We start from the raw sequence: 25,705 nt of genomic DNA, 5'->3' as shown, positions 1-25,705 counted from the left end.
CAAGCTTGTGGCTTGGATGGATCTATTTTGATTACCAACGGATGGTTAAGAATCTCCACTTCTTCGATTTGTTTTCGTAGTATGCTCCTACGATTTGCTTTTTACCTGAAGTGGTGATGATGAAGAAATCTTTGAACCCTTCCGTAATTTGTTGCCCTGTTGCATCCGTAAATGACATGTCTTTCATTTTCCATCCTTTGGACCCATTTTGAACATGGAACTCTAGATTTAGTGAAAATGTTCCTTTTTTCGCTAAAATGTCGAAGTTCCTCGAAGTGATGGTAAATGTGCCGCTTGCTAGCTTCACTATCACATTCTTGTTCGCTTTGTCGATTTTGGCTACTGCTTCATTTGTAAAACGAATTTGGCCTTTTCCATTATCAAACGAAGTTTTGCTTTCAATCAAGATTGCTGATTTTGTTGTATCTATTTCGCCTGCATTCACAATGACCACATTTAGATCTGTAGCAATTACCGTTACGTTAATTAATACGGAATTTCCACCATATGTTGCGATGATTGTTGTCGTTCCAGCAGCTTTCGCTGTAACTAATCCGCCATTCACTGAAATCACGTTGGCATTGTAGCCACTGTATGTTGCTACAGCCGAAACGTCTTTTTGTGATTTAGTCATGCCAGAATTTTTGATTGTTTCTGTCATTACGATTCGATCAGTTGCACCTACAACAAGAGACATTGTAGATTTGTTCAATTCGATTGTAATGACATCTTGTTTTGGTGGCGCTTTTTCTGTTACTGTAACCTTCACTGTTTTGGAATTTTTGCCAACTGTAATTTTGATGTTGGTTGTTCCGCTTGCTTTCGCTGTAATTAATCCAGCATTAATTGAAATTATCTTACTATCGAAGCCTGAATATGTCGCTGTTGCCGTGACATTATTAATAGTAGAAGTCATGTTCGCTTTTGTCGTTATTTCATTTACGATCAAACGCTCAGTTTTCCCTACACTCAGTGATACAGAAGTTTTGTTTACTTCTAACGTTTTGACATCCGGTTTTTCTGTGACCGTAACGCTCACTGTTTTCGTGTTCTCACCGACTGTAATGGTGATGTTCGTTGAGCCGGCCACTTTCGCAGTGATTAGGCCCGCTTCTACAGCAATCACGTTTGTGTCATAGCCACTATAAGTTGCAGTTGGTGTCACATTTTCTTGAGTAGATGTCGAATCAGCTTTAGTCGTTGTTTCAGTGACTACTAATTGATCAGTTGCACCTACTTCAAGCGAAACAGTTGTTTTGTCCACTTCCAACGTTTTGACATCCGGTTTTTCTTTGACCATAACGCTCACTGTTTTCGTGTTATCACCGACTGTAATGGTAATGTTCGTTGAGCCGGCCGCTTTCGCAGTGATTAGGCCTGCTTCTACAGAAATTACGTTTGTGTCATAGCCACTATACGTTGCAATTGGTGTCACATTTTGTTGAGTAGATGTCGAATCAGCTTTTGTCGTTGTTTCAGTGACTACTAATTGATCCGTTGCACCCACTTCAAGTGAAACATCCGTTTTGTCCACTTCTAACGTTTTGACATCCGGTATTTCCTTGACCGTAACGCTCACTGTTTTCGTGTTCTCACCGACTGTAATCGTGATGTTCGTTGAACCGGCTGCTTTCGCAGTGATTAGGCCTGCTTCTACAGATATCACGTTTGTGTCAAAACCACTATAGGTCGCAGTTGGTGTCACATTTTCTTGAGTAGATGTCGAATCAGCTTTTGTCGTTGTTTCAGTGACTACTAATTGATCAGTTCCACCCACTTCAAGCGAGACATCCGTTTTGTTCACCTCAATTGATTTCACATCAGGAATGGTCGCTTCCGTACCGACAAGTTCTTTTGTATTGCGTACTCGAATACGCGTTCCGCCTGCAAATGAACCTGAAAGACCGACTGCTTCCAATGTATCGCCGACTTTTAATTTTGGTACTGCGCCTGATTGGTTGACGATATAGCCATCCGTAAAGACGAGAACATCTCCAGAACCGTCATTAATGACATAAGAATTGTCATCATAGATCGATGTAACCTGTCCTTTTACTTTCACTAAAGAGCCTTGATTTGCTTCAGTAGTCGCATCACCTGTTGCGACTTGCTTCGGCTGAACGACGTCGCCATGACCAATTTTGATCACGTCATGTGCGAACGATGTAAACTCGATTTCTATGTTGTTATCAAACGAGATGATGTGGCCATAGATTCGGACTTTATCACCAAGTTTTAAAGCATCTGCAGGGACTTCCTGGAATGCCATGATGCCGCCAGTTTCATCTTGGATGTAGAACGCATCGAAGAATATGCCGGCTTCAGCTGTTACTGTACCTTCCACGACAACCTCTTTTTCGCTTACAACTTTACGTGCTTCATTGATTGGCGTGACTGTTGTATCACGATGAGCCAACCAGTTGATTGCATTTAAAGAGAATTCGTCATTCCCTTTCGGTTCATAAGCCTCATCCAATTGTTTGTCATTGAATATATTCATACCTGAGACGATGACGCGTCCTTTTTCTCCGATTTCTTCAGAAGCGATTAATGGAATCTTCGAACCGCCTTCGTTATCCGAAACCGTATCGTACGCATATGCGTTTGATCTCAGGTTACCTTGATACGTCGTTTCATTCCCTTTTACAAGAATCGTTACTTTATCACTGTTATTCAAAGCCGTGTTTTGTGGTCCGCTTAAACTTGCACCACTGTAGTAATCCACAAATGGCACTCTATCAGTCATATAATTGTCTACCAAACCTGGATGTGGGCGTACTGCGAATGGACTTACAGTCGGATCACTCCAGAAATTACCTGATTTGCTAAGGTCGAATACGCCATCACTTTGGATGCGGATAGTCGATCCCGCTTCTGCCAATACCGCATTGTTGATGGTTGGTTCTGAACTGTTGTTACTCTTACCTGCAACCAGTAATGAACCGCCATTTTGAACAAATTTCGCTACTGCTGTTTGTTCAGATGCTGTTAATACTGTTTTTGGATGCGTCATCATGAATACATTAACGCCCGTAAATGTTGCATCTGTAATTTCCGCTTTGTTTTCCGCTACTGTGTATCCTTCTTTTTGAAGTAATACTGTAAAGGCTTTTAGATTATCTTTATATGTTCCGCCATCCCCGCTGGAGTTTTCATTCCCATGGGCAGCGTCAATTACTACTTTAATGCCAAGTGGTTCTTTTACAATGACCGGAAGCGTGAAGCTTACGTCACCGATCTGCAATCCATCATTTGATGTGACGACTGCGATGATGTTGTGATTTCCCTTAATCGGGGTTGCCCATGTTACCGAAGCGATGCCCGTCCCTTTAGAAAGAATAGATGAAATGGTATTTGTTCCAATTAACTTTTCAGCTTTGACTTCATCGTAGTAGAAGTCTACTTTCAAGTTTTTCACTTCTTGTGTACCGAAGTTCCCTACTGTTGCATTTAGTTTCGCAGGGTTTCCTTCTATAATAACGTCACCCGTTACATCAATCGCATTCACTTTGACGTCAACAGATACTTCTTTTGACCAGATTGGTGCGGAGTAAATACGTTCACCATCTTTTTGCGTTACACGCACAACAAACCATTGTTGGCCACTTGGCACATTAACCGAAGGCTTCCAAGTGAAGTCTTTCGCATCTGGTGTATGTGTTTCTACTACTTTTCCACCGTTTGTAATTAATTCTACTTTTTCAACAACATCGTTTGATGCGTATGAAGTTGGTAAGTAATCATAGCCATTCGATTTAGTTTCAGCAACTAAATCTTTCACTGAAATCTCGAAATCCAATGATGTGCTGTCCACTGTTGAACCCATGTAGTAACCATTTGCCATTACATCGAGGTCAGCGTTTGCATCTTCACTCATGTATACACGCATATTACGCATTGAATGAAGCAATGAAGCTTGAGTTAAGTCGTCTGCCACAATGACTGTACGGGCATTCGTTTTACCCCATGTGCCATCGTGGTTATCTTCACCATAAGTCGGTGCTAAGTGCCAGCCTAAGTCTAATGTAGAGAAATATTTCTTCTCAGCATTTGCATAAGCGTAGTTACCTGAACCATTTCCTACTTCAAGCATTGTGAATAATTGGTCCACTTTTTGGTCGTACGGTTTGAAACTATTGAATGCATTTGTCGACATATCCGGGTGGTTGAATTGAGCTACAACATCCTCGTATGAAAGTACCCATGCATAGTATTGATCTAAGCTTTGGTATTGCTTGCCGTTCACGTTACGATCGATGAAGTTTTCTGTCCCGAAAACATTCGAGTGACCCCAAGATGTAGATGTCATTTCGAACGCCGGGAATACAACATACTCGCCATCTTTCGTATATTGATCTGCTAAATTTTTTGTTAGCTGCCAATCAGAACCACCAGAACGTTCAGGCATTCCTTTACGATCTACTGTGTCTGTTCCCAGTTTGTCTGGGTCGATATCATGTGAGTGATCAGAGAAAGCAAAGTAATCATAGCCATATTTTTGACCAGCTTTCAATGCATCTTCAGGTGATCCCGTTCCGTCATGAGAAATGTTTGTATGGTTATGTGTCGTTCCTCTGTAGTGGTTACCACCTGTAAAGCGTGGCACGATTTCGAATGTCCACTCTTTTGTGCTTTCGTTCCCTTTTAAATCTTTTGCTGTTACTTTTACCGTGTGAATGCCTTGTGCATAATCTTCAGTGGCCGTGTATTTCACTTGAGTTTTGGAAACTACTGCATCCGATTTTACTTCTCCGTCAATCCAAAGTTGAATGGATGATGGCTCTACTCCACTCAAGTCGTCGATTAAAACCGCTACTTCTGGACGTGGTGTTTCCACACGCGTTCCATTTTGTGGTGTTTCACTCAAGAATTGAGGACCTTCAGCATCTTCCACTAATGTAACTGTGAAGGGACCAGCCACTTGTTGTTGTGTGCCTGCTGTAGCCGTGATTTTGTACTCAAATCCATTTTGAGGTACTTGTCCAGCTGCTAACTGTGCTGTGAAACGATTTTCTGTATCTCCGACCATTGGAATCGTCGTGAATTCAGAATCACTCGTTCCTTTGTAACTTAATGTTACTGATTCTGCACCATCCACTACTGCTTCGAACGATACATTCGTATCTAAGTAAGTGGTTGTGATTGGTGTGTGTGTAATGCCCAGCATTGGTGAAATGTCCTTCACATCACGTGGGAATAACTGATAGCCACTTTTCGCTGTAGCAGAAGTTGTATATTGGCTCACTACTCCAGTGAATGTGTAGCTTTTGTTTTGTACGATATCTTTTTCAATATTGATATTTGTCTTCGCCATAACACGAACAAGTGTTGATTTGTTGTTCTCATCAACAATCGTTACGTTTGTGTTCGAGCCTGAGGCGGTAACAGCAGAAACTTTCCCGCTTACTTTTGCCAAACTGCCTTCCAAAGGTTCCGCAATAGCATAGTTTGTCATATCCAAAATTGATAATTGTTTTGGAGCAGGCAGTTCTTGTTGAGCAAGAACTTTTTTGATCGAAGTTGGTTCAAATTCTGTTAAGCCGTTATAGTAAATCACTTTACCCGACACACGTAATTTATCTCCACGTTCGATTGTTAAGTTGTGATCGAATGAACCAAACACATTAATACCTGCTGTTTCATCTTGAAGATAGAAGTTGCTTTTTTGTGATCCTAATACTCCGTTTTCAAATGTAACAACCCCTTCAATCGTGAAGGACTCATTTAAATGAATCGGTTGACCTTTATCATCAGAACCACGAACGTCCGCTAATTTCGTGATGACTGTCAAATCAGGTTTTGTAACGGATACAGGAACACTTTGCAGTTGAATCCCTTTTGCCGTAGCTGTTTGCTGTGTTACGTACACTGTTTCTGGTGCAGTAGTACCATTAAATGTGTAAGTAAATTCCCCAGCACCATTAACGATTACAGGCTCGCCGTTAGATGGAGCTAAATAGTTTTCTTGTCCCATTGCTTCACTTGTATAGACAGCAAGAGATGATGAAGATTTTCCGGCAGCAGCCTTCCCACTCACGGTTCCGTTGCCGTTGCCATCGACACTATATGCTAATTTTTCAGCATCCAGTGATGTACTTGGTGCAGCTACTGCAATTTCAGTAGGCAAGCTTTCAGGCTTGTTCTCTGTTGGACTAATAACTTCTGTTGAAGTAATAAAAACAGATGTTAATACTTTTTTAGCATCGAAAGTCGTTTCGAAAGAACCGTTCGCAGTTGCAGTAGTTGAACCAAGATACGTTTCGGTTCCAATAGTTTCACTTGAATAAAACTTAACTGTAGCTTCTGCAGTTACTGTTCCTGCTAGAGCTTTAATTGTTGCATTTGTACCTTGTTGGACGAATAGAATGCGATCGCCAATTGGTTTTAAACTTTCTACTAACTCAAATTTCTCTGCAGGGCTTGCAGAGTTGTGTGGGACTGGTGCAACTGCCACAAAATCCGCTTTGTTATCATTTGTATCCCAGCCGTTGCCATAACCTTTGGCTGGATTCATATTTGCATAAGGACGACGAATTGCAGCTGTACTGTTAGTCAGTACAGGCGTTGCTGCTGACCCTTCATAAGCATTCGCAGATCCATATCCTACATAATCTAGTACAGCAGGGTCATCTTTACCTGAAATTGCTGTTGTCTTATCTTTAACCAGCGCAACTTTACCATTCGTTCCAGCCATATCAATTGTAGTACTTGTCACATCGTAAGGCTCTGGTAGTGGTTTATCGGTAACTGAAGTTCCCGCTTTTGCTTTTATTAAATAATAAGAATAAGCTTTAATTTCACCAGTTAGTCCTGTGATTCCAGTACTGACGCTTCCAGTTGAACTGGCATATTGTACTGACCAACCATCTAATGAAATATCACTTGCAGTTGGATTGTATAATTCAATAAAATCGTTGGAGTATTTTGCGCCTCCATTACCTCCCCCACCATACACTTGACTGATGACGACTTGCTCAGCAATTTGAGCGTTTACTTTATGACTTAATCCTGCTGGCAACATCGAACTGACAACTAAAATAGCTGTTAAGAACATGCTGACCCAACGTTTTAAAGATTGTTTTCTTTTAATCACAAATTCTACCTTCTCCCCTATTAGTGATTGAACAATTTTGCCTACCAAATGACAAATGTTGTCAGGATGTCTGACTTTTCTATTATGTAAGCATTTTCATTTTACGCATTTTCTCATATAAAAGAAATATAGTTTTGAAGATTTAATAAATTATTTACATTTTTTCTTCTATCTTTGAAAAGATGTAAGGCTTATAATCTTTAAGGACCATAAAGGAGATATAAGGGGAGATCTATTCGTGCCAATTATTTATTCAAGTTCGCGTTATTTTTTGCTGCTTCTACTACTATTTAGTTTATTGCATCCGTTAAAAGTGGACGCACATGCATATAGTGCGAGTTATACAAGTATAGATATTCAAGAAAGCCGAACAGAATTGACGTTTACAATTGATAGTCTTTCGTTAATTGAATTAGTTGAAGATGTTGATGTGAACGGCAATGAAAAGATTGGCAAGAAAGAGTTGAAGAAAGCAGAGCATCATTTAGAAGAACTGATTTCTGAAACGCTCGTAATCGATAAAAATAACACTGAGCTGCATGCTTCGCTCGAAAAAACAGAAATAAAAGAGATCGACAACACGGAATTCATTCGTTTTCACTTCGCCTATGAAGGCTTTCAACCTGGTGATACGTTGACTTTGATGGATGGGTTTTACGTAGATGATTCCGCTACAAATTACATAAATTTGGTTTCATCTTCTTATTATGGAGAGACAAGTGAAACGGTAATTCAAGGCAATGAACGTACTTGGACAAAATTGATTACTGAGGTTCAAATGGAGCAAGGCAGCGAAAATGCTTCTGCTGGTACTCATTCGACAGATCAAGATTCATCTTGGCTCGCCTTCTTCAAATTAGGTGCCATGCATATTTTGACCGGGTACGATCATTTACTGTTCTTATTTGCTTTGTTATTGCGCAAACAGACATTGAAACAATATATTGCCATCGTTACGGCATTTACAATTGCGCATAGTATTACAATCAGTTTATCTGTGTTGGGTATGATCAGCCTGCCATCACTATTTGTGGAAGCCGTAATTGCTTTAAGTATTATCTATGTGGCACTTGAAAATATTTTCCGTAAAGAAGTGAAGCATCGTTGGGGGCTAACTTTTGGTTTCGGATTGATTCACGGGTTAGGGTTCGCATCGATTCTAAAGGAAATGAATCTTCCGTCGAATCGATTGTTTACAGCTTTATTCAATTTTAATATAGGCATCGAAGTGGTCCAGATTCTACTGGTACTTGCTTTGCTTCCCCTGCTGAACTATATGCAAAAACAAAAATATGCCCGTCAATTTGTGACATATGGTTCGGTCCTTATTGCGTTAATGGGTGGGTATTGGTTGATTGAGAGGTTGTTTTTATAGAGGAAATTGGACACTGGCATATGCCCGTGTCTTTTTTGATGGCTTTTTACAGAGAAGAATATTTATTCCCTTTCACTTTGATTTATTGCTTTTGGCGCTATGTTTATTCCCTTTCGATCGCACTTTATTCTATTTCACTCCACTTTTATTCCTCTACAACATTGGTTTATTCCCATTCACAGTTTTCCACACAAAAATACCGCGAAAACAGAGTTTGAGGGGGCCAATTGGTTTGGTTTTCGCTTCGCCCGACTGTACTAAATTGCGATTCTAACAAATAACGAAAATAAAGGAGCCAGCAAATGCTGGCTCCTCTGTTTTCTTATAGTCTTAGTCGGTTTAAGCGAAGAAATAGTCCATTACTCGCTCATTACCAATATATTCATCTGTCAGTACAAAGCCTACCTTTTGGTAGAAAGCAATGGAGTCGTCATTTGACGATACCACCGATAGTCTTACCCGTTCACAATCTTCATGCTTCGATAGCATTTCAATCGCTAGTTGCACGCCTTTACGTCCATAGCCTTTTCCTTGGAATTCTTCGCCTACCATAAAACGTGTTATCCAGTATCGATCGTAGTCTTCATTTTCAGGAACGATTTCCGTTGCGACAAGCCCAACGACTGTTTCATCATCCATGATCGCGAAGGGTGTCAGTTTTGGATCGACGTATGCTTCGGCAATTGTGTACATATTGGATGCAACAAAGTTTTTCTGTGATTCCGCGACTTGCAGTTTAATACACGCTCGAAAATTATGTTGCGTGACTGGTTTTAACTCAACCATCTTCCATACCCCTTTGTGCTTGTGAATCTATTTATTTCTGCCCGTACGTCTTAAATTTATCAGCCATATGAGCCATTTCTACGTCATCCAAAATGACTGGTTCCCCTACGGCTTTTGCTTTTAAGTAGACTTCGCAGCAAAATTCGACTTCTTCTGCGATGGCGAATGCTGTCGCGATGTTGTTTGCGCCTGCCAATAATCCGTGATTGGCTAGTAATACTGCTTTCCGATCTTGCATAGCATCGAAGGCATTTGTTGCGAGTTCTGGCGTTCCGAAACTTGCATAGTCCGCACAACGTACGTCTTTTCCGGCAAAAGCTACCAAATAAGAAACGGCCGGTAGATTCCATCTGAGTGAAGCAAGGACCGTCGCGTGCATGGAATGTGTATGAACCATGGCATCTATGTCTTCGCGTTGTTGATAGAATATTGCATGCATTGGAAATTCACTTGATGGCTCTTTATCACCATGAATAACACTCCCTTGTAAATCGCAAACGACGACATCTTCTGCAGTCATGATGTCGTAATTAATCCCACTCGGACTGATGATCATATGGCCGGATTCACGATCAAAGATCGAAATGTTGCCACCTGTCCCTTTCGTCAATCCTCTTGTTTTCAACATCTTGCAATATTCGACGATTTCACTGCGTTCTTTCAAAAACATACCTATTCCTCTTTTCTGCTACTAGGCACAGCCCAATTTATTGGAATAATTTTTTCAGGTTTTCTACGTATGGCGCACGAACAATGCCTTTCTCCGTAACGATGGCCGTGATGTGTTCGTGAGGCGTGACATCGAATGCCGGGTTGTAGACATTCACATCCGCTGGTGCTGTCAGTTTGCCAAAGCCTTCGATGACTTCAGATTTGTGACGTTCTTCGATTGGAATTTGCGTCCCTGTTGGTGTATTTAAATCGATCGTTGGCGTCGGTGCAGCCACGTAAAACGGAATGTTGTAGTGTTTCGCTAAAATGGAGACGCCAAGTGTCCCAATTTTATTTGCCGTATCCCCGTTTGCAGCGACACGATCACAGCCGACGATCACCGCTTGTACTTTCCCTTGCGACATGACCATAGCAGCCATGTTGTCGGTAATGACTGTTACGTCGATGCCCGCTCTGCTTAGTTCCAGTGCTGTTAAAGTGGATCCTTGAAGACGCGGGCGAGTTTCGTCAGCGTATACTTTGAAGTCCCAGCCTTTTTCTTTCGCCAGATACATCGGTGCCGTAGCTGTGCCGTATTTAGATGTCGCAAGGGCACCAGCGTTACAATGTGTCAAGATTCCCATGCCGTCAGCTAATAACGTTAATAGGTTTTCGCCGATGTTGCGGTTGATTTCTTCGTCTTCTTTATGAATCGCTTTTGCTTCCGCTAATAAAGCTTCTTTGTACGTAGCGTCCGGCGCTTTGACTGCTTTCATGCGGTCGAGAGCCCAGAATAAGTTGACTGCGGTCGGCCTAGACGTAGCCAGATACGCTGCACTTTTCTGCACTACTTCCACCAAATCGGTTTCAGCATTGCGAACAGCCAAGTAAACGCCGTATGCTGCGGCAACGCCAATGGCCGGGGCACCGCGGACTTTCATGGTGACAATCGCATCCCACACGCTTTCGACGGTTGTGAATTCTTCATAGACGATGTCGTTCGGCAGTTTGGTTTGGTCGAGCAAGACGAGGGCGTCGTTTTTCCATTCGATCGGGTTAAGTGCTTCAGTCATTTGTTTTCCTCCTGGAGTGCGTTTTGTAGTGCAGTTAAGTATTGGCCGCCCGTTTGGAAATCTGATGGGTTGAAGATCAGTTCCACTGCGACGCGCAGGCAAAGTCGCTCTGCTTTCAGTCGTTCTTCGATTGGTTCGATCGTCGTGATGTCTTTCACTTTTGCCAGTCCGACGATGCGGCGTGCCAGTTCAAGTCCAGCCATACCAGCAGTGTCTTTCAGGATATTTTGGATGTACTGTTCTTTGAAATCGGCATTTTTAGCGACGAGTTCCGTTGCATGATCGTCCCAAGCTGCGCGGAATTTCGAGTCGAATAAGTCCATGATGTCGAATAATGTATTTTCGACCCATTCCGTGAATTCTTTGTTTGAGTAGGCGCGGCCTCGAGCCCACGCGAAAATCAGGTTCGCCATGACATTTCCGATATCGTAGCCCATCGGCCCAAAGAATGCGAACTCCGGATCGATGACTTTCGTGTCATTTTGGTCGATGAAAATGGAGCCCGTATGTAAGTCGCCGTGAATGAGCGATTGCGTGTTGTTCATGAAATGAAACTTCAATTTGGCGACTTCCAAGTGAAGTTCTTCGTTTTCGTAAAGGTGCGTTTGAACGAATTGTTCATTGCCTGGTGTCACTTCGTTGCGGTTGAAGTTGTTATGGAAAGGCTCTGTAAACACGAGGTCTTCCGATATTTCACAAAGCTCAGGGTTGATGAATTTCGCAACAAGATCTTTCTTTTCTTTATGGTTCAACACTAGGTCAGATGTGCGTAGTAACGTGTTCACAAGGAAGTCCGTGATGTGTTCCGCGAAATTCGGGAACGTCTTGAAATTTGTGAGTGCAGTGCGCATGATGGTCAGATGCGATAAGTCTTCCATGACGCAGCAGCTCATCGTTTCATCTAATAGTAAGATTTCAGGAACTAGCCCTGGTGCCAGTATATGTTGTAAGAGTAGTGCTTCGGTTTCGATTTTGTTGCGGGCTGTCGAAAGGACGAACTCGTCAGATATGCGCGCAGTCGTCCCCGCTTGTTTGAGAATGACCGATTCGTTCGTCTCCGTGTTCACAACGCGGTACACATAGTTTAAGTTCCCGTCACCGATTTCCTGACATGTGATTTGTTGTGCATTTTGGAACGTATCTATTTTAGATTTAACGTATTGAATGACATCATCGGTGTTCATGAGGAAATATTGTTCAAAAGTGGATGTATCAGTATGCATAACTTGGCACTCCTTTGAAAATAGTTTTCTACTATCATATCAAAATAATTGAAAGTTTGGGGAAATCAATTAATAAGGGGAGTGGGAGAGTTTTTTATGGGGCATCACGCAGTGGTGGGGTTCTTTATTTTCCTGGCGGCCACCGTTTATCTCCCACCCCTGTATAGGGCATCACACTGTGGCCACTTACTTTATCTAATCAAAAAAATGACCTCTTCCATTGCTAGGAAGAGGTCATCTATGTTTATCGCACTAAGTATTTAAGGTAGTTTTTCCAGCCGAATGTTTTTACAGATTCCCATGACGGAGATTCCATTGGCATTGGGTAAAAAATAGCTGGTGCATAACGGTAGTCGTTGATTTGTGGTTCGTACACAACGACTGAGCCGGCTTTGAGCCCTTCTGTGATGATCGAACGTGTTTTCAAGTCAAAGGCAATTGTTACAGGAGTTTTCACTGCTAAGCCGTCCTTGTTGACGACATATGCAGTTGCTTCCTTGTCGAAACGATTGTTTAACCAAGCGCTCTGAACGGCAACCGCTTTTTGTGCTTCGTTTACTAGCACCATGGCGTTCGTGTTGTTTCCGAAAGGCAAGTTTGTGATTGGTTCTTTCGGTTGAATGCGAACTTCATAGTATGCAAGTGGGTTCTTATGTTCTTTTGGTTCTAGTGCTTTATAGGCAGTCAGGAATTCGGAATCTTGTGCAGGAACTTGGGAAACTTGCGTTACTGTTCCTTCTAGTGATTGTTCCATGCCATCTGCTTGCAAGCGAACGCGGTCGTCGGCTTGCACGTCCTGCCATTGCTCATCCGTTGCGTACGTAACGATGATTTTATCGATGCTGTAAATTTCGATCGCCAAGCGGTCATTTTTGTCTCGAATTGTGGATACGATTCCTTCGACCGGACTAATGATGGCAGCCGCTCCTTCTTGAGCAAGCTGTGCATTGACGACTTGTAATTGTTGATTGACTTCAGACAATTTCTGCTGCGCTTCAGCGATTGCTTGTGCGAAAGCACCGTCTTGGGATACGTCTACGCCAACATCTACGTTGACATCTACATTAACGGTTTGATCGTCCGTGTTTTCTGTTACGTTGTCTGTAGCATTTCCCGTTGAACTGCTTGTGCTTTGTGCAGTTGCACGGTCAGATTGCAACGTACTGATTGTTGTGTTGAGTTCCGTTACTTGACGCTCAAGTGATGTCTTCTCCGACTCCCAAACTTTGCGTTGTTCATCAGCTGTCGACGTATTCAACGTAGCAAGCTCGTCGCCAGCATTCACAGCGTCTCCTTCTTTAACTAACCAGTCTTGGATGGTATCTTCACTTTCGACATAAACAGTGGTCGTATCGAGCGGAGCAACGAGTGATTCTTTCGGCAAAGATTCTTCAAAGTCGCCAGCTGCCAGACGTTCGTAATCATGGACATACACGTCTTTAGAAATTACGCTTTTGTCGCTGAACAATAGAATCGCATTGGCACCAAGGAAAGCTGAAACGGCGACGGATATTCCGATTGTTAACCATTTATTCATTTGACGGCACCTCCTTCAACAAAACGACCGTACCATTCTTCAAGAGGAATTAAGCCGACTGCCGCAGTAATGAGTGCCATCACGATATGTATAGCAATGACAATCAGTAAAATGATGCGCGGGTTCATATCCGTGAATGCGCGGATGAAACGAACTTGCAACGCAATAATTAGCGCAGTAAAGATGGATAGTTGATTAAAGAAAAGTACAAGGAATGGGTTTTCGAAAACCGTTGCTGCCAGCGGTCCAAATGAAAACAGTGATACCGGAGTGGTTACACCCGTCATCATAAAGATGAAAAATAGGAATGCTTTTTCAAGTAATAGGATTCCTAAAACATATAGTTGCAACACGGCCAATTTGGATAATTCGATGCCTGTGATGCGGTTCAATAGGAAAGCAATGCCGAAAAAGTGGAAGGCCATATAAAGGATTGCCCATAGGATGATTCCAACAAGTGAGACCAGACGAGCCAGTGTGTATGGGTCATTGCCGCCTAATGCGTATAAAGAAGTGAGGTGCTGTGTGTTCATTCCCCACAGCTCTTGTGTAACAAATAATAGTAATCCGAACAGACCGACCATCCAGACGCGTTTTTTAAAATCGCGCATCGTGGCAGATCCGAGATTATCTATTAGTTCTTGCTGGTTTGCTAGATATCTCCAAAACCTAAAATCAAAAATCATATTATCAAATTTCCTTCCTGTAACTACCAGTAGCTATTAATCTTCCTTTACTTTACCAAAATTCGACATCATTTGTAACGTACGAAGGGTATAGATATGGAAAAATTGGTAATAAAGTTATGGGAATATAGTAAGAGGTTCACAGGTTTATGTCTTTTGAAATAGATTTTGAGTGAGTCCAAGGAAAAAAGTGTGAGCTCCCAACTTTACTCACACTTTTCTTTGTACAAGATTTAGGCCCCCACCTAAACAGGTCGACAGAATTATACTGCTCTTAAGCTTAATTGCGCGCGGATTGGTGTAGGAATGAGGTGAGATTCCCGCAACGCTATGTATCCATCAATCGTCCCCTATCTCCCCTTCCCCAAAAGGTTCAATAGCTCTACTTCAGTTTAAATCGCCATTGTTTTATTGGATACATTTCGCCTCAAAATTGAATTTTGACCACCTATTAAGCTTAGAAATTTCAATTTTGCCTTTGGAAAATGCCCCAAAATTGAATTTTGGAGAATCATTGAAATGAAATTCAGTGAAAAATGAATAAAATTTTCCAACAAAACCTAAACTTTATATAACCTATCAAAGGAAAATTTCTACATATATTAATACAATCGTATTTCCTGCGATACGTTTTAGGAATGGTAAGACGCCAGCCGCTTCTATAAGTTAGTTTAACTAAGCAGAGAAAAAGTAGAGAGGATGTGGTAGATATGAAATTAAACAAACTTCTTGAATTGAATGCTGTCGATATCTTGTTCGGCGTCATCGGGTCAAGTGTATCTGTCATAATATTGTATGTGTTGACTTCAATTTAGGAGCGTGTTGTATGTACAGGTACGACTAGAGCCCTTCCCCGATCGCAATATTTCGGAGAAGGGTTTTTAATTTGGGCTCATCACTAAACTAAATGGCCCCATCACACTTTATTTTGATGGGTGTTTTTGTGGAAAATTGTTGGCGTACGGGATGAAAACTTGGTTGAGGAGGAATAAACCGTGGTCGTAGAGGAATAAAGGGATCGCGAAACGGAATAAACACCTCGCCAATCGGAAGAAATCAAAACGAAGAGGAATATACATAAAAATTTCCACAAGAAAACACCTCCCTCATTGCTTTGGCAGGTGTTTTCAACTTTTATTGAGTTCCATGATTATCCTCCAACGGTTAATGTGTCAATCGATCAAAGAGACTTTGATCTCGCGTAGTAAGCGCGTAATCAATCATTCGGCTGCGATTTGCTTGCTCGAGTAACGAAATAAATTCGTTTGCTTCTTCCTTAACATCGCTAGCTGGTTCTTTGTCTTCCGGCTCGCCATGTTTTAAAATCGTTTGCAAATGCATATGAATATCAGACACTAACAACAATTGATAGAGTGGTAAGCGGATGAAACGATTACCTTTTTGAAAGACGAAGACATCCGATAAGTTCTCGACTTGGTACGTATGCATATTAACAATTATTTCTTTTCCTTCCACAGGAATGAAGTGAAATAATTCGTCATCTTTTTTAATAGAGAAATATTGATAGGCAAATACCAGTTTCATCTTTTGTCCTTCTAGTTTTGAATAAAATGGTTTCATTAGTTGTACGTGTAACATTGTGATCCCCTCCTTTTTTATCAAAATATTCTGATTACTAATAGTGTATCACAATCCCGTATGTTTCGTGCATGACATATCCGAAAAAAATGCTACCGGTTGACAGGTAGCATAAGTAATTATTACTTCTTTTTTTTGTATGTAATAAAGGCAATAGATCGCTCGTGGTACTGTATGAAGAACCCGAGCAGTATGTTTTGTATGGTGGTGGCGAGATCCTTTCCAAGTGATTCTTTGTATGTAAAAGAGCATTTGCTGTTAATAAAATCAATGTGCAAATCTTCAATTTCAAAGGAATCAAATGACAAGCTTCCAATCAACGCTTTTCCATTATTATTCGAAACGATGATTGCTGATTTGCGTTCTCCGTTCGGAGTCACATATAGTAAGAATTCCTGGCCTTTCTGTTTGAATTTGGTGCTTTGTTGCAATCCAGGCAGTACAATTTCATAGGATGGGCAAAGTAAATCAACCTTTCTGAAATGGAATTAATTTGGTTTCAGTTCCATTAAGTGGAATAAACTATTAAAATATTACTAAATATTCTGTTTTTATTAAAAATAATATATCAATTATGAAACGCCATTTCAATAATAAGATATCTTAAAACAAGAGAGCTGAAATTGACTACACTACCTGCAACTAAGGTGGTGTTGATTTTGCAATTACATGAACTGATTATGGAGTACCGGAAGCTATCTCAACTTACTCAAAAAGAAGCTGCCAAACTACTGAATATTTCTGCCAGTACTTTATCCCGCTATGAAACGAATCCTGAGAGTATTTCTCTACCAGTTTTTCGTGCCATGTGTGAACTATATCGAATTCCGAGAGATATCAGTAATGAAGTTATATATCACTCTTCTACCGTTTCTCGGAAAAAAGTCATGCGTGTCAATGAGCCCGTGGACAATTACGGAGATGAATCCTTAGATCCTGTCTACCATGCATATAAATCGGACCCTACTTTCTTTCAACTATTCCAGGAGTTTTATAGTAAACCAACGGATGATAAAGAAAAGTTTAAAGAATTTTTGCAAGCCTACCTTCATTTAAAATCATAATTCTTTCCTTTCACTTACGGTTTTCCTCGAAAAGCCGTATAATGAAAGGAAAGATTTTTTTTGGAGATGTTGTTGTTGAGCCATTCGTTATTTAATATTGCCGTACGCTACCAAACCCATGTCCAGCAATGGATGGAGTCAATTGCAGAAGACTTGCACCCTTCTCATCAAGAGGATGAGGAGCTGGTCCGACGTGCCTCTTTTTCCGTTCGCAATGGAGCGGTACGTGCGCTTTCATATGATCCGTACGAACATTTACTCGAAGCAAAAGTGCAAGATGTAAGTCCTGCCATCGTGACGATTCATTTATTAGAAGAGCAAATCACGTGCTCCTGTCCGGAAAAACGACTATGCCGTCATTGCTTAGCCGTTATATTCAGTTTATATATGCAAAAGTTTTCTTTATCCGAGTGGCTCCAGGAATGGCGCTTGAAAAAGTCGGAACAGCTATCGCTCCTTGCTAATGAACGAACACCAGAAAGCTGGAACGCCATTGTTCAATCGACGTTCAATGCCGTGTCGGGTGATTGGTCATGGAAAGAACGCTATTTCATCGACAACTCAATTAACCAAATGAAACAAAAATTGAAGAAGTTTATGCCGTTTGAACGTGAATGGCAGCCTCTTTACGAGGTATATACCAAAACGATGCTGCTTCGTATGTTGTTTGATGTCAGCGAAGATATGAATGAAAATTTGTTCCGTGCCACGATTCAGACTGATATTGAAGATATACAGCATCAGCTGTTGAATTTGTCGAGCAAACCACGTTTGTTCTCTGCTGATCCTTTTTATGATGCACTCGTGCTTCATGTTCGTCATATCGTTTATGAACTGGAAACGATGGCTGACCTTCGATTTAATTTGTTCCATGCCTATTGGGTGATTTTACTGACAGAAAAAGCCCGTCGTGAACAAGAGTTTGCTTATTTAAACGAAGACAAAAATCTCAATAATGATTTATTCCGGGCATTGTTCTGCTTGTTGTTAAAAAAACCGGACGAATTAAAAGTGATTACGGATCGCATTCTCCCAAGCGATATGCCGGAATGGATGCATTTGGCGAAGCTTGCGAAAGAACAGGATGATGTGGCGTCGTTGACGATTATTTTGCATGCGATGCGACCGCATATTTTTGAATATGTGAACAGTCACCTATCTGCATGGAACCGTTCCGTTTTCGTATCAAAATTATATGCATTGTATAAATTCATCGAAATGCCCGATGCTGAGCGTGAGCAGTTATTCTGGCAATTTGGTTCATTTGGCGTCCGTGCTTATTCCGATTTCTTGATAGATCAACAGCGTTATCAAGATTGGGTGGCACTGCATCACCGATTTGGGTCAACGCTTGATTATGCCGAATCTTGTGGCTTGAAGACGGTTCTTCAGGAAGCGCCTGAAACCGTACTACCGCTTTATCATGTACTTGCCCTGACAGAAGTGCGTGAGCGCAATCGCCATAACTATAAACAAGCCGTACGCATTTGGAAAAAGATGAAATCGGCTGCGAAGAAAAGTGGCAAAACCGATTACTGGAACAATTATGTGAGCGAACTCCAAGCGAAATACCGACGCTTGCGTGCGCTTCAAGAAGAGATACAGAAAGGAAACTTGCCTTTATGACTTCCCGTGTATCGCCTTTCATGAAAAATTTAATTCTGTCATTCGATTCAATGGATGATGGGTTTACAACAGTGCATGCCTACAATGAGGAAGGCATGCGTTTATTTACAGAGCAATGGATTTCATTTCTTTCCTTTCAACATGAACCGTCTTTTTACGGTTTGCACCATGACGAAGAAACTCGTTTTTCAACTTTGGAAATAGTTGAACTGTTTTCACCGATCGTTAAACACCCTTACGTGCACGTAAGCGGTTATGCTCAGGAAGATGAGTCGACAATTACAACGATCCAACAAGCCGCTCACTTATGGAGTTCGCCTACACTTTGGAACGACATTGAATTTGAAGAAGGTTCTCTTGTACTGACAACAGAAGAAGTGACACCGGATGCAAAAGTGATGCTGACGTCAGCGATTCAACAGAAATTGTATGGGGCCGGTTTAACGATGGCGGATATCCCAACACTTCTCCCCTTCTTTAAACAAGGCGGCTGGCCGTTGCAAGCTCAAAGCGGTCATACGGATGTCAACGTGGCACTTCGTCTTAGTGAGCCAGAATCATTCTCGGATGAATGGCTACTTGAAACTGTGGTTCGTGGCAAGAAAAGTTCAGTGCACTGGACACCCGCTTTTCGCAAGAAAGAATCTTCGATTGCCGATGCATTGCCTGATAAGTGGAAAGTTCACGCACCTTATGTGCACGAAACACAAGCCAATATGCTGGAATTAATGAATATTGAAGCGGATACAGATCGATTTTTATCTCGGACGTTAAGTGATTTGGATGTTCGACACTTTTTGCGTGACGATGCAGCCCGTTTGCAAGCGCTAGGTTTTGAAGTGATTTTGCCAGGTTGGTTGAAAGCGGTAAAAGAGTCGAAACTTCGCGTTAAGTCGAATGCTAAGACCGCTTCCTTTAAAACGACTGCCGGCCTCAATGAAATCCTTACTTTCGATTGGCATTTTTCGTTAAATGGTCAAGCCATCACGGAAGATCAATTTAAGCAAATGGTCGAAGAAAATCGTGAGTATATCCGTGCCGGCAACGAGTGGTTCCGTATTGATTCACACTGGATGCATGAGATTCGCCAGTTGATGGAACAAACCGAATCTGAAGACTGGACCGTTAAAGAATTACTTTTCCGCGAACTGCCAGATGCATTAGTGCTGGATGAAGATAATTTGGAAGAAGAGGAAGATCCTTTATTCCAGTTCGAACTGAATCAATTACTTCAAAAATATTTAGAGCAGCTTCAAGATAAAAAAGGCTTACCGACAACGATCGTGTCACCGCACTTATTGACGGAACTTCGACCTTACCAACAACAAGGCTTTGACTGGCTTGTCTTCATGCGTGAACAAGGATTCGGTGTTTGTTTAGCGGATGATATGGGACTTGGGAAAACGGTTCAGTTAATTGCGTATTTGCTCCATGTACATCGCACGAAGCAAACCGATAAGCCATCGTTTATCATTTGCCCCACTTCCGTATTAGGAAACTGGCAGAAAGAACTTGCTCGATTTGCGCCTGACTTGGATGTTCATGTGCATTACGGCCAGACGCGTTCTAAAGATGAATCAATGGCAAGTGAACTTATATCCATGAAACCGGATGTCGTGTTGACAACGTTTGGAACGGCTTCTCAGGATGCTGAAGCTTTGAGTGAAATCGAGTGGGCCAGTGTGACACTGGATGAAGCACAGAACATCAAAAACATGCACACGAAGCAAAGTCGTGCAATTCGAAAGTTACGCGGTGAACATCATCTGGCACTGACAGGAACACCGGTTGAAAACCGTCTGTCTGAACTATGGGCTATTTTTGATTTCATTTATAAAGGTTATTTAGGTAGCTTCCGTAAATTCCAGGATAACTTCATTGCTCCGATTGAGCGGGATGAATCGGAAAATCATAAACAAAAGCTGCGTAACAAAATCCGCCCCTTCTTACTGAGACGGACGAAGCAGGATCCGGACTTATTGTTGAATTTACCGGACAAACAAGAACAGCGTGAGTACTGCCCGTTAACGACGGAGCAAGCAGCACTTTATGAAAGCTTGATTCAAGAGACGCTGTTCAAACTAGAAACACTGACCGGCTTTGAGAAAAAAGGTCTTATCTTAAAAATGTTGAGCAAGCTGAAGCAATTGTGTAATCACCCAGCCCTTTATCTGAAAGAGGGGTTTGGTGAAGCGGAGTATATGATGGAGCGTTCTGAAAAGCTGGCTCAAATCGTTACGCTCGCTGCTGAAATTGCCGAACGTGGTGAGCAATGCCTCATTTTCACTCAGTATATCGGGATGGGACATCTGTTGCAGCATTGCTTAAGCGAACTGCACAATATCGATCCGCCATTTTTAACAGGTAGTATGCCAAAAGCACAGCGTGATCGTTTGGTTGAAGCCTTCCAGGAAAAAGAGTTCCCTGTATTCATTCTGTCACTTAAAGCTGGCGGAACAGGTCTTAACTTAACAGCTGCCAATCATGTCTTGCACGCCGATCGCTGGTGGAATCCAGCAGTTGAAAATCAAGCGACTGACCGTGCATATCGTATTGGCCAAACACGTTTTGTCCATGTGCATAAGTTCGTGACGATAGGGACGATTGAAGAGAAAATCGATAAATTGCTTGCCGATAAACAGGCTTTATCGGAAGACTTGATTCAATCGAGCCAGTGGATTACTGAACTAGCTGATGATGATTTAAGAGAACTGCTTACATTAGGTTAATGATAATATTGATGCCTGTCGGATTTCCGACAGGTGTTTTTTTATGGGGCATTACTACGCTTTAATTCGGCTTAGCTGTCGTTCATATGTACAAGACCGGCCGTGCTTCACGCGGCCGGTTTCCTCTCTTGTCAATCGTGAATAATCTTATTTGCCCACTACGCGTAGTGCGGGTTCGGTCAATCTGTGTTCGAGCACTTGGATACGCTCATTCAAATTCGCAATCATACGAATCAGTTGTTCCATATGTAGTTCCATTCGAATGAGATGATCAGTTGATATAGCTTTCATATTGGGTGAATTCCTTTCTCTTGGATTTGAGAAATCTTGTGTACTAACCAACGGTGCGGTCAACCGTGGAACAATCTTAGTTACACAATCGGCAATTCTTTGTGCTCTTCCTCAGAGAAAATGAAGTCTCGTTTTGCTTGCGATTCTTTTTTCATATGAGGGATTTCAGAAGATTCTCCTGCTTTCGGTTTCGTCTGTAAAAACTGGACTTCTTCAACGATCACTTCTGTGACGAAGATGCGATTGCCATCTTCTTTTTGGTAGGATCTCGAGTGGATATGTCCACTGATTCCTACGAGCGAGCCTTTTCCACAATACTTTACGGTGTGTTCAGCAAGTTTTCCCCATACCGTGCACAACACAAAATCAGCATCTTCCGCTTTTGCGTTTTTGTAGGTACGCTGTACAGCCAGTACGAAACTTGCTTGCACCCTGCCTTCAGACAAATGCCGGAGTACCGGATCCTTTGTCATACGCCCAATCATCCCAATTTGATTCATTTATTCACCTCCTTCCCGCTTCTTGAATTTATTGTACAAAGCACATCTAATTGTGTGCAAAGTGCCAAAAATTCATTTTGCCCCATTTTCTGCATGGCAAAATTCAATTTTGCTAGTTCCACATATTAACAAAGTGTTCTTTAAGCTAGGTGGCTGTAAGCTTTAGGAGTTTCGTCAAAATTCGATTTTGGCTACTTTCCTAAGATTTTTAAAGTCTATGATATAATAGAGTCAATTGAACTTTGCGGAAAGGCTGTGAGCTTATTGAAAACCTTTAAAATGTTATCCATGACATTGGTTCAAGGGGACCAAACCATCTCGATTCCACTTGTGGATGGCATCATCATCAATCAAGAAAACAGCCACCGATCGTGGATATTGGAAATGTATGTCGATAAAAAAGACAGTACTTTTTTTGAGCAATATAAAGGTTCCGGTGAAATAATCGAAGTGAAAGTTGTCATTTCATATCCTGAAAATGAACCTGCAAGCTTTGAAGTAGCGGTATATGCTGTCAAAGAAATCGGGGATTATGTTTCGGTGTTATTCCAAGGAACTTTAAAACGAGTTCGTCGTCAGTATGCAGAACAATTGTTGGCAGAGCTGATTGCGAGTGGGTTATCCGGTGATGCCCTTGTCACTCGTTTCGAAGAAGACATGCAAAAAAGACCACAACTTAAAAAAGACTCAGCTAAAGTTTAATTTAGCCGAGTCTTTTTTTATTGTTTTCAGCAAGCCCAGGTTTACGTCTTAACGTCAGAAACTCAATCAATTTTTTGATTCATTTCAATTAGGAAAGACAACTGTGCTTCACTTTATTCATCATTATTTGTCTTTGTCATCCGCGTCACGTGCATCCATGTCGTCTTCAAGAATTTCTTCTTCATCTGTATTCGGGTCTTCCATCATGTCTTTATCTTCTGCTTTGTTTTCGTCTTCTAGTGTTGGATCCACTTTATTTTCCCCTTCAGTTCCAGGTACTACATCTTGGGTATCCTCACGTACATCGTTTACGTCGTTTTCTACGTCATTTTCCATTGGGGTTTCGTTTTCTGGAACGTCGTCCTTATTATTCATGTTACAGCCGACAAGTAAGAGTGCACTCATCCCAAATACCATTGAAGCTTTTTTCCACATAAAAAATTCCCTCCTTTCCGGCATTGTTCACCACACATTGTGTGATTCACTGTAGGTTGCCCGGGAAAGGAAGGAACTATCCGACTATGCGTTTTGTTTTTCTTTTAAAATGAATTCGACGTATGCCGCTTCTGCTTTACACGCATAATTATATTGGGTGTAAAGCTGTTTTTGCATGATTTTAATTTTTGCAATTTTTTTCAGACGGTGGTTCACATATAATTTTCGAAAAAAGGCTATATCATCTGTTTCATTATTCCCAAGACGATTAGCATTAAACTACGAGTTCTTGTCGTATTGAGATTATTCTTTCTCTACAACTGGTCCTAGAGCAAATAAAATATCTGTTTCGCAAGCGATTTCTCCGTCTACTGTTGCAATGGCATGACCTTTGCCCATTGCTCCACGAAGTTTTACAAATTCCACTTCTAAGCGAAGCTGATCGCCAGGAACGACTTGACGTTTAAAACGGCAGTTATCAACACCTGTCAAAAATGCCAGGCGTCCTTTGTTTTCTTCTTTGTTCAATAATGCTACGCCGCCCACTTGTGCCAACGCTTCGATAATTAGTACACCTGGCATTACAGGATATCCCGGGAAATGCCCATTGAAGAAGTCTTCGTTGATTGAGACGTTCTTTAAACCAACTGCACGTTTCCCGTCCTCAATTTCAGTGATTCGATCGACCAGTAAGAATGGATAACGATGTGGTAAAATCGCTTGAATTTGTTGAGCTGATAGTGTCAATGTAGTACCTCCATTAGAAAAGCGTAAAGCGCCACTTAGCTCGACTCCCTCGGTGAAAAACAATTAGATATGAAGGGTCTGGCTGGCGCTTGGAGCTAGACAGTAATTTTATTGGAAATCTTGTAAGAGTCCGATTACGACTCTTTACCGTTGAGTAGATCTAATATGTGTTGCCATGTTTCCCATTTCAAGGCATCTTTTGGTTGCCCGTCGCCGATGTAACCATAGCCAATCGTTAATCCTGCTGCAATTGCAGCAACGATAAGAGCAAGTACCAAAACAATGCGAAGCCAAATCGGGAAAAGACGGATTTGAACCCACCACGTTTTCTTTTGTTCCTTAGCCTCGGCTTTTTCAGCTTTATGCTGTTTTCGGTTTGAAGCAACTGGCTTATTCACCTGTTGTTGTTTATCTTTTACTTCATTCGTCATTCGCCGTTCTCCTTATCGTCCACCAATTGTGCATGTATATTTGTTGGATATTACAGTCGAGTGGAAGTTTTACCAATATTATTAAGCAAAATGCCCGTTCCTATTGCTACACAATCCATTGGGTTGTCGGCAATTAATACCGGAACTTTCAATTCCTGAGCAAGCAAGAAATCAATTCCATGCATCAATGCGCCGCCACCTGTTAAAATTACACCACGGTCAATAATGTCTGCAGATAATTCAGGAGGTGTTTTTTCCAGAACGTTTTTTGAAGCCTGCACAATCATTGCAATAGATTCTCGTAAACATCTTTCAATTTCCTCCGAATGGATGACAATGGTGCGCGGAAGACCTGTGACCATATCACGGCCACGGATTTCCATTTCTTCATTGCGTCCACCTGCGAATACCGTACCGATTCTGATTTTAATATCTTCAGAGGTACGCTCACCGATCAATAATTTATATTGACGTTTAATGTATTGTAAAATGTCATTATCAAATACATCGCCGGCTACTTTAATCGATTCGGACGTTACAATGTCACCCATTGAAAGTACTGCGATATCTGTTGTGCCCCCACCAATGTCAACAACCATATTGCCGCTTGGCTGGAAAATATCCATCCCTGCTCCAATCGCTGCTACTTTTGGTTCTTCTTCAAGGAACACTTTTTTGCCGCCTGATTTCTCTGCCGCTTCACGAATTGCTTTTTGTTCCACACTCGTGATATTTGTCGGACAACAAATCAAGATACGTGGCTTTGATAAAAATCCTTTAACATCCAATTTATTTATAAAGTGTTTTAGCATGGCTTCTGTTACATCAAAATCAGCGATTACTCCATCCTTCAGTGGACGAATTGCCACGATATTCCCTGGAGTACGCCCTACCATTTGGCGTGCTTCTTCACCAACAGCCAAAACGCGTTTCGTTTTACGATCCATTGCTACAACTGACGGTTCGTTTAATACAATTCCTTTGCCTTTAACATGTATTAATACGTTCGCCGTTCCAAGGTCAATTCCAATATCTTTAGCAAACATGAACCTTGTTTCCCCTTCCTACAATTCCCATAATAGTTGACGATCTCTATCTTTGTCTCTACTAACTGACTATTCTATCATACAGAGCAATTAATTACATCTTTTTTCAGT

General features: G+C 41.5%; 19 protein-coding genes. 5 read left to right on the top strand and 14 right to left on the bottom strand.

Annotated features, from left to right (window positions below):
* Positions 1–31: 31 nt before the first annotated feature.
* Positions 32–7,093 carry a CehA/McbA family metallohydrolase gene (locus tag ACQKEV_RS03585; protein WP_427443437.1) on the bottom strand — a complete coding sequence of 2,354 codons (7,062 nt, stop codon included), beginning with the start codon at positions 7,091–7,093 and terminating at the stop codon, positions 32–34.
* Between the two features lie 238 nt (positions 7,094–7,331).
* Between ACQKEV_RS03585 and ACQKEV_RS03580 the strand changes: the two genes are divergently transcribed.
* Entirely contained in the window at positions 7,332–8,468 is a 1,137-nt protein-coding gene (locus ACQKEV_RS03580; RefSeq protein ID WP_427443435.1) for a HupE/UreJ family protein, read from the top strand.
* A 339-nt stretch (positions 8,469–8,807) separates the two neighbouring features.
* On the opposite strand, the gene ACQKEV_RS03575 is transcribed toward ACQKEV_RS03580, so the two are convergent.
* The 7 genes from ACQKEV_RS03575 to ACQKEV_RS03545 all read right to left on the bottom strand — a co-directional run bounded on the left by ACQKEV_RS03575 (position 8,808) and on the right by ACQKEV_RS03545 (position 16,023).
* Entirely contained in the window at positions 8,808–9,254 is a 447-nt protein-coding gene (locus tag ACQKEV_RS03575) for a GNAT family N-acetyltransferase (protein WP_427443433.1), read from the bottom strand.
* A gap of 31 nt (positions 9,255–9,285) precedes the next feature.
* Positions 9,286–9,924 carry an L-fuculose-phosphate aldolase gene (locus ACQKEV_RS03570; RefSeq protein ID WP_427443431.1) on the bottom strand — a complete coding sequence of 213 codons (639 nt, stop codon included), beginning with the start codon at positions 9,922–9,924 and terminating at the stop codon, positions 9,286–9,288.
* Between the two features lie 37 nt (positions 9,925–9,961).
* Positions 9,962–10,978 carry an S-methyl-5-thioribose-1-phosphate isomerase gene (gene mtnA, locus ACQKEV_RS03565; RefSeq protein ID WP_427443429.1) on the bottom strand — a complete coding sequence of 339 codons (1,017 nt, stop codon included), beginning with the start codon at positions 10,976–10,978 and terminating at the stop codon, positions 9,962–9,964.
* Positions 10,975–12,201, bottom strand: a complete 1,227-nt coding sequence (mtnK, locus tag ACQKEV_RS03560; RefSeq protein WP_427443427.1) for an S-methyl-5-thioribose kinase — start codon at positions 12,199–12,201, stop codon at positions 10,975–10,977. The genes mtnA and mtnK overlap by 4 nt, the downstream gene beginning before the upstream one ends.
* Positions 12,202–12,445: 244 nt before the next feature.
* The gene (locus ACQKEV_RS03555) at positions 12,446–13,738 is read right to left on the bottom strand and encodes an efflux RND transporter periplasmic adaptor subunit (protein WP_427443426.1); all 1,293 of its coding nucleotides are present in this window, start codon (positions 13,736–13,738) and stop codon (positions 12,446–12,448) included.
* On the bottom strand, positions 13,735–14,424 hold the full coding sequence (locus ACQKEV_RS03550) for a hypothetical protein (protein ID WP_427457706.1): 690 nt from the start codon (positions 14,422–14,424) through the stop codon (positions 13,735–13,737). Before ACQKEV_RS03550 ends, ACQKEV_RS03555 begins: the two co-directional genes overlap by 4 nt.
* Before the next feature lie 1,164 nt (positions 14,425–15,588).
* Complete coding sequence (locus tag ACQKEV_RS03545) at positions 15,589–16,023, bottom strand: transcriptional regulator (protein ID WP_427443422.1); 435 nt, start codon at positions 16,021–16,023, stop codon at positions 15,589–15,591.
* A gap of 623 nt (positions 16,024–16,646) precedes the next feature.
* Here ACQKEV_RS03545 and ACQKEV_RS03540 point away from each other — a divergent pair.
* The 3 genes from ACQKEV_RS03540 to ACQKEV_RS03530 all read left to right on the top strand — a co-directional run bounded on the left by ACQKEV_RS03540 (position 16,647) and on the right by ACQKEV_RS03530 (position 21,442).
* Entirely contained in the window at positions 16,647–17,087 is a 441-nt protein-coding gene (locus ACQKEV_RS03540) for a helix-turn-helix domain-containing protein (RefSeq protein ID WP_427443420.1), read from the top strand.
* A 75-nt stretch (positions 17,088–17,162) separates the two neighbouring features.
* Entirely contained in the window at positions 17,163–18,713 is a 1,551-nt protein-coding gene (locus ACQKEV_RS03535; protein ID WP_427443419.1) for an SWIM zinc finger family protein, read from the top strand.
* On the top strand, positions 18,710–21,442 hold the full coding sequence (locus ACQKEV_RS03530) for a DEAD/DEAH box helicase (protein WP_427443417.1): 2,733 nt from the start codon (positions 18,710–18,712) through the stop codon (positions 21,440–21,442). The genes ACQKEV_RS03535 and ACQKEV_RS03530 overlap by 4 nt, the downstream gene beginning before the upstream one ends.
* 147 nt (positions 21,443–21,589) lie before the next feature.
* Here ACQKEV_RS03530 and ACQKEV_RS03525 read toward each other — a convergent pair whose 3' ends face one another.
* Positions 21,590–21,733: a hypothetical protein gene (locus ACQKEV_RS03525; RefSeq protein WP_427443415.1), complete on the bottom strand. Its 144-nt coding sequence runs from the start codon at positions 21,731–21,733 to the stop codon at positions 21,590–21,592.
* Positions 21,734–21,813: 80 nt separating this feature from the next.
* Positions 21,814–22,233, bottom strand: coding sequence for a single-stranded DNA-binding protein (locus tag ACQKEV_RS03520; protein WP_427443413.1), 420 nt, complete (start codon positions 22,231–22,233; stop codon positions 21,814–21,816).
* 264 nt (positions 22,234–22,497) lie between these two features.
* Between ACQKEV_RS03520 and ACQKEV_RS03515 the strand changes: the two genes are divergently transcribed.
* On the top strand, positions 22,498–22,935 hold the full coding sequence (locus tag ACQKEV_RS03515) for a YwpF family protein (protein ID WP_427443411.1): 438 nt from the start codon (positions 22,498–22,500) through the stop codon (positions 22,933–22,935).
* A 123-nt stretch (positions 22,936–23,058) separates the two neighbouring features.
* Here the strand turns inward: ACQKEV_RS03515 and ACQKEV_RS03510 are convergent, their stop codons facing one another.
* The 4 genes from ACQKEV_RS03510 to ACQKEV_RS03495 form a co-directional block, all read right to left on the bottom strand.
* Positions 23,059–23,370 carry a hypothetical protein gene (locus ACQKEV_RS03510; protein WP_427443409.1) on the bottom strand — a complete coding sequence of 104 codons (312 nt, stop codon included), beginning with the start codon at positions 23,368–23,370 and terminating at the stop codon, positions 23,059–23,061.
* Positions 23,371–23,673: 303 nt separating this feature from the next.
* Positions 23,674–24,117 carry a 3-hydroxyacyl-ACP dehydratase FabZ gene (gene fabZ / locus ACQKEV_RS03505; RefSeq protein ID WP_269926315.1) on the bottom strand — a complete coding sequence of 148 codons (444 nt, stop codon included), beginning with the start codon at positions 24,115–24,117 and terminating at the stop codon, positions 23,674–23,676.
* A 134-nt stretch (positions 24,118–24,251) separates the two neighbouring features.
* On the bottom strand, positions 24,252–24,548 hold the full coding sequence (locus ACQKEV_RS03500) for a DNA-directed RNA polymerase subunit beta (protein ID WP_427443407.1): 297 nt from the start codon (positions 24,546–24,548) through the stop codon (positions 24,252–24,254).
* 50 nt (positions 24,549–24,598) lie between these two features.
* Complete coding sequence (locus ACQKEV_RS03495) at positions 24,599–25,594, bottom strand: rod shape-determining protein (RefSeq protein WP_427443405.1); 996 nt, start codon at positions 25,592–25,594, stop codon at positions 24,599–24,601.
* Positions 25,595–25,705 lie beyond the last annotated feature (111 nt).

It is taken from the genome of Paenisporosarcina sp. NPDC076907 (assembly GCF_050269735.1).
GTDB lineage: Bacteria > Bacillota > Bacilli > Bacillales_A > Planococcaceae > Paenisporosarcina.
This window is presented reverse-complemented; position numbering and strand designations above follow the sequence as displayed.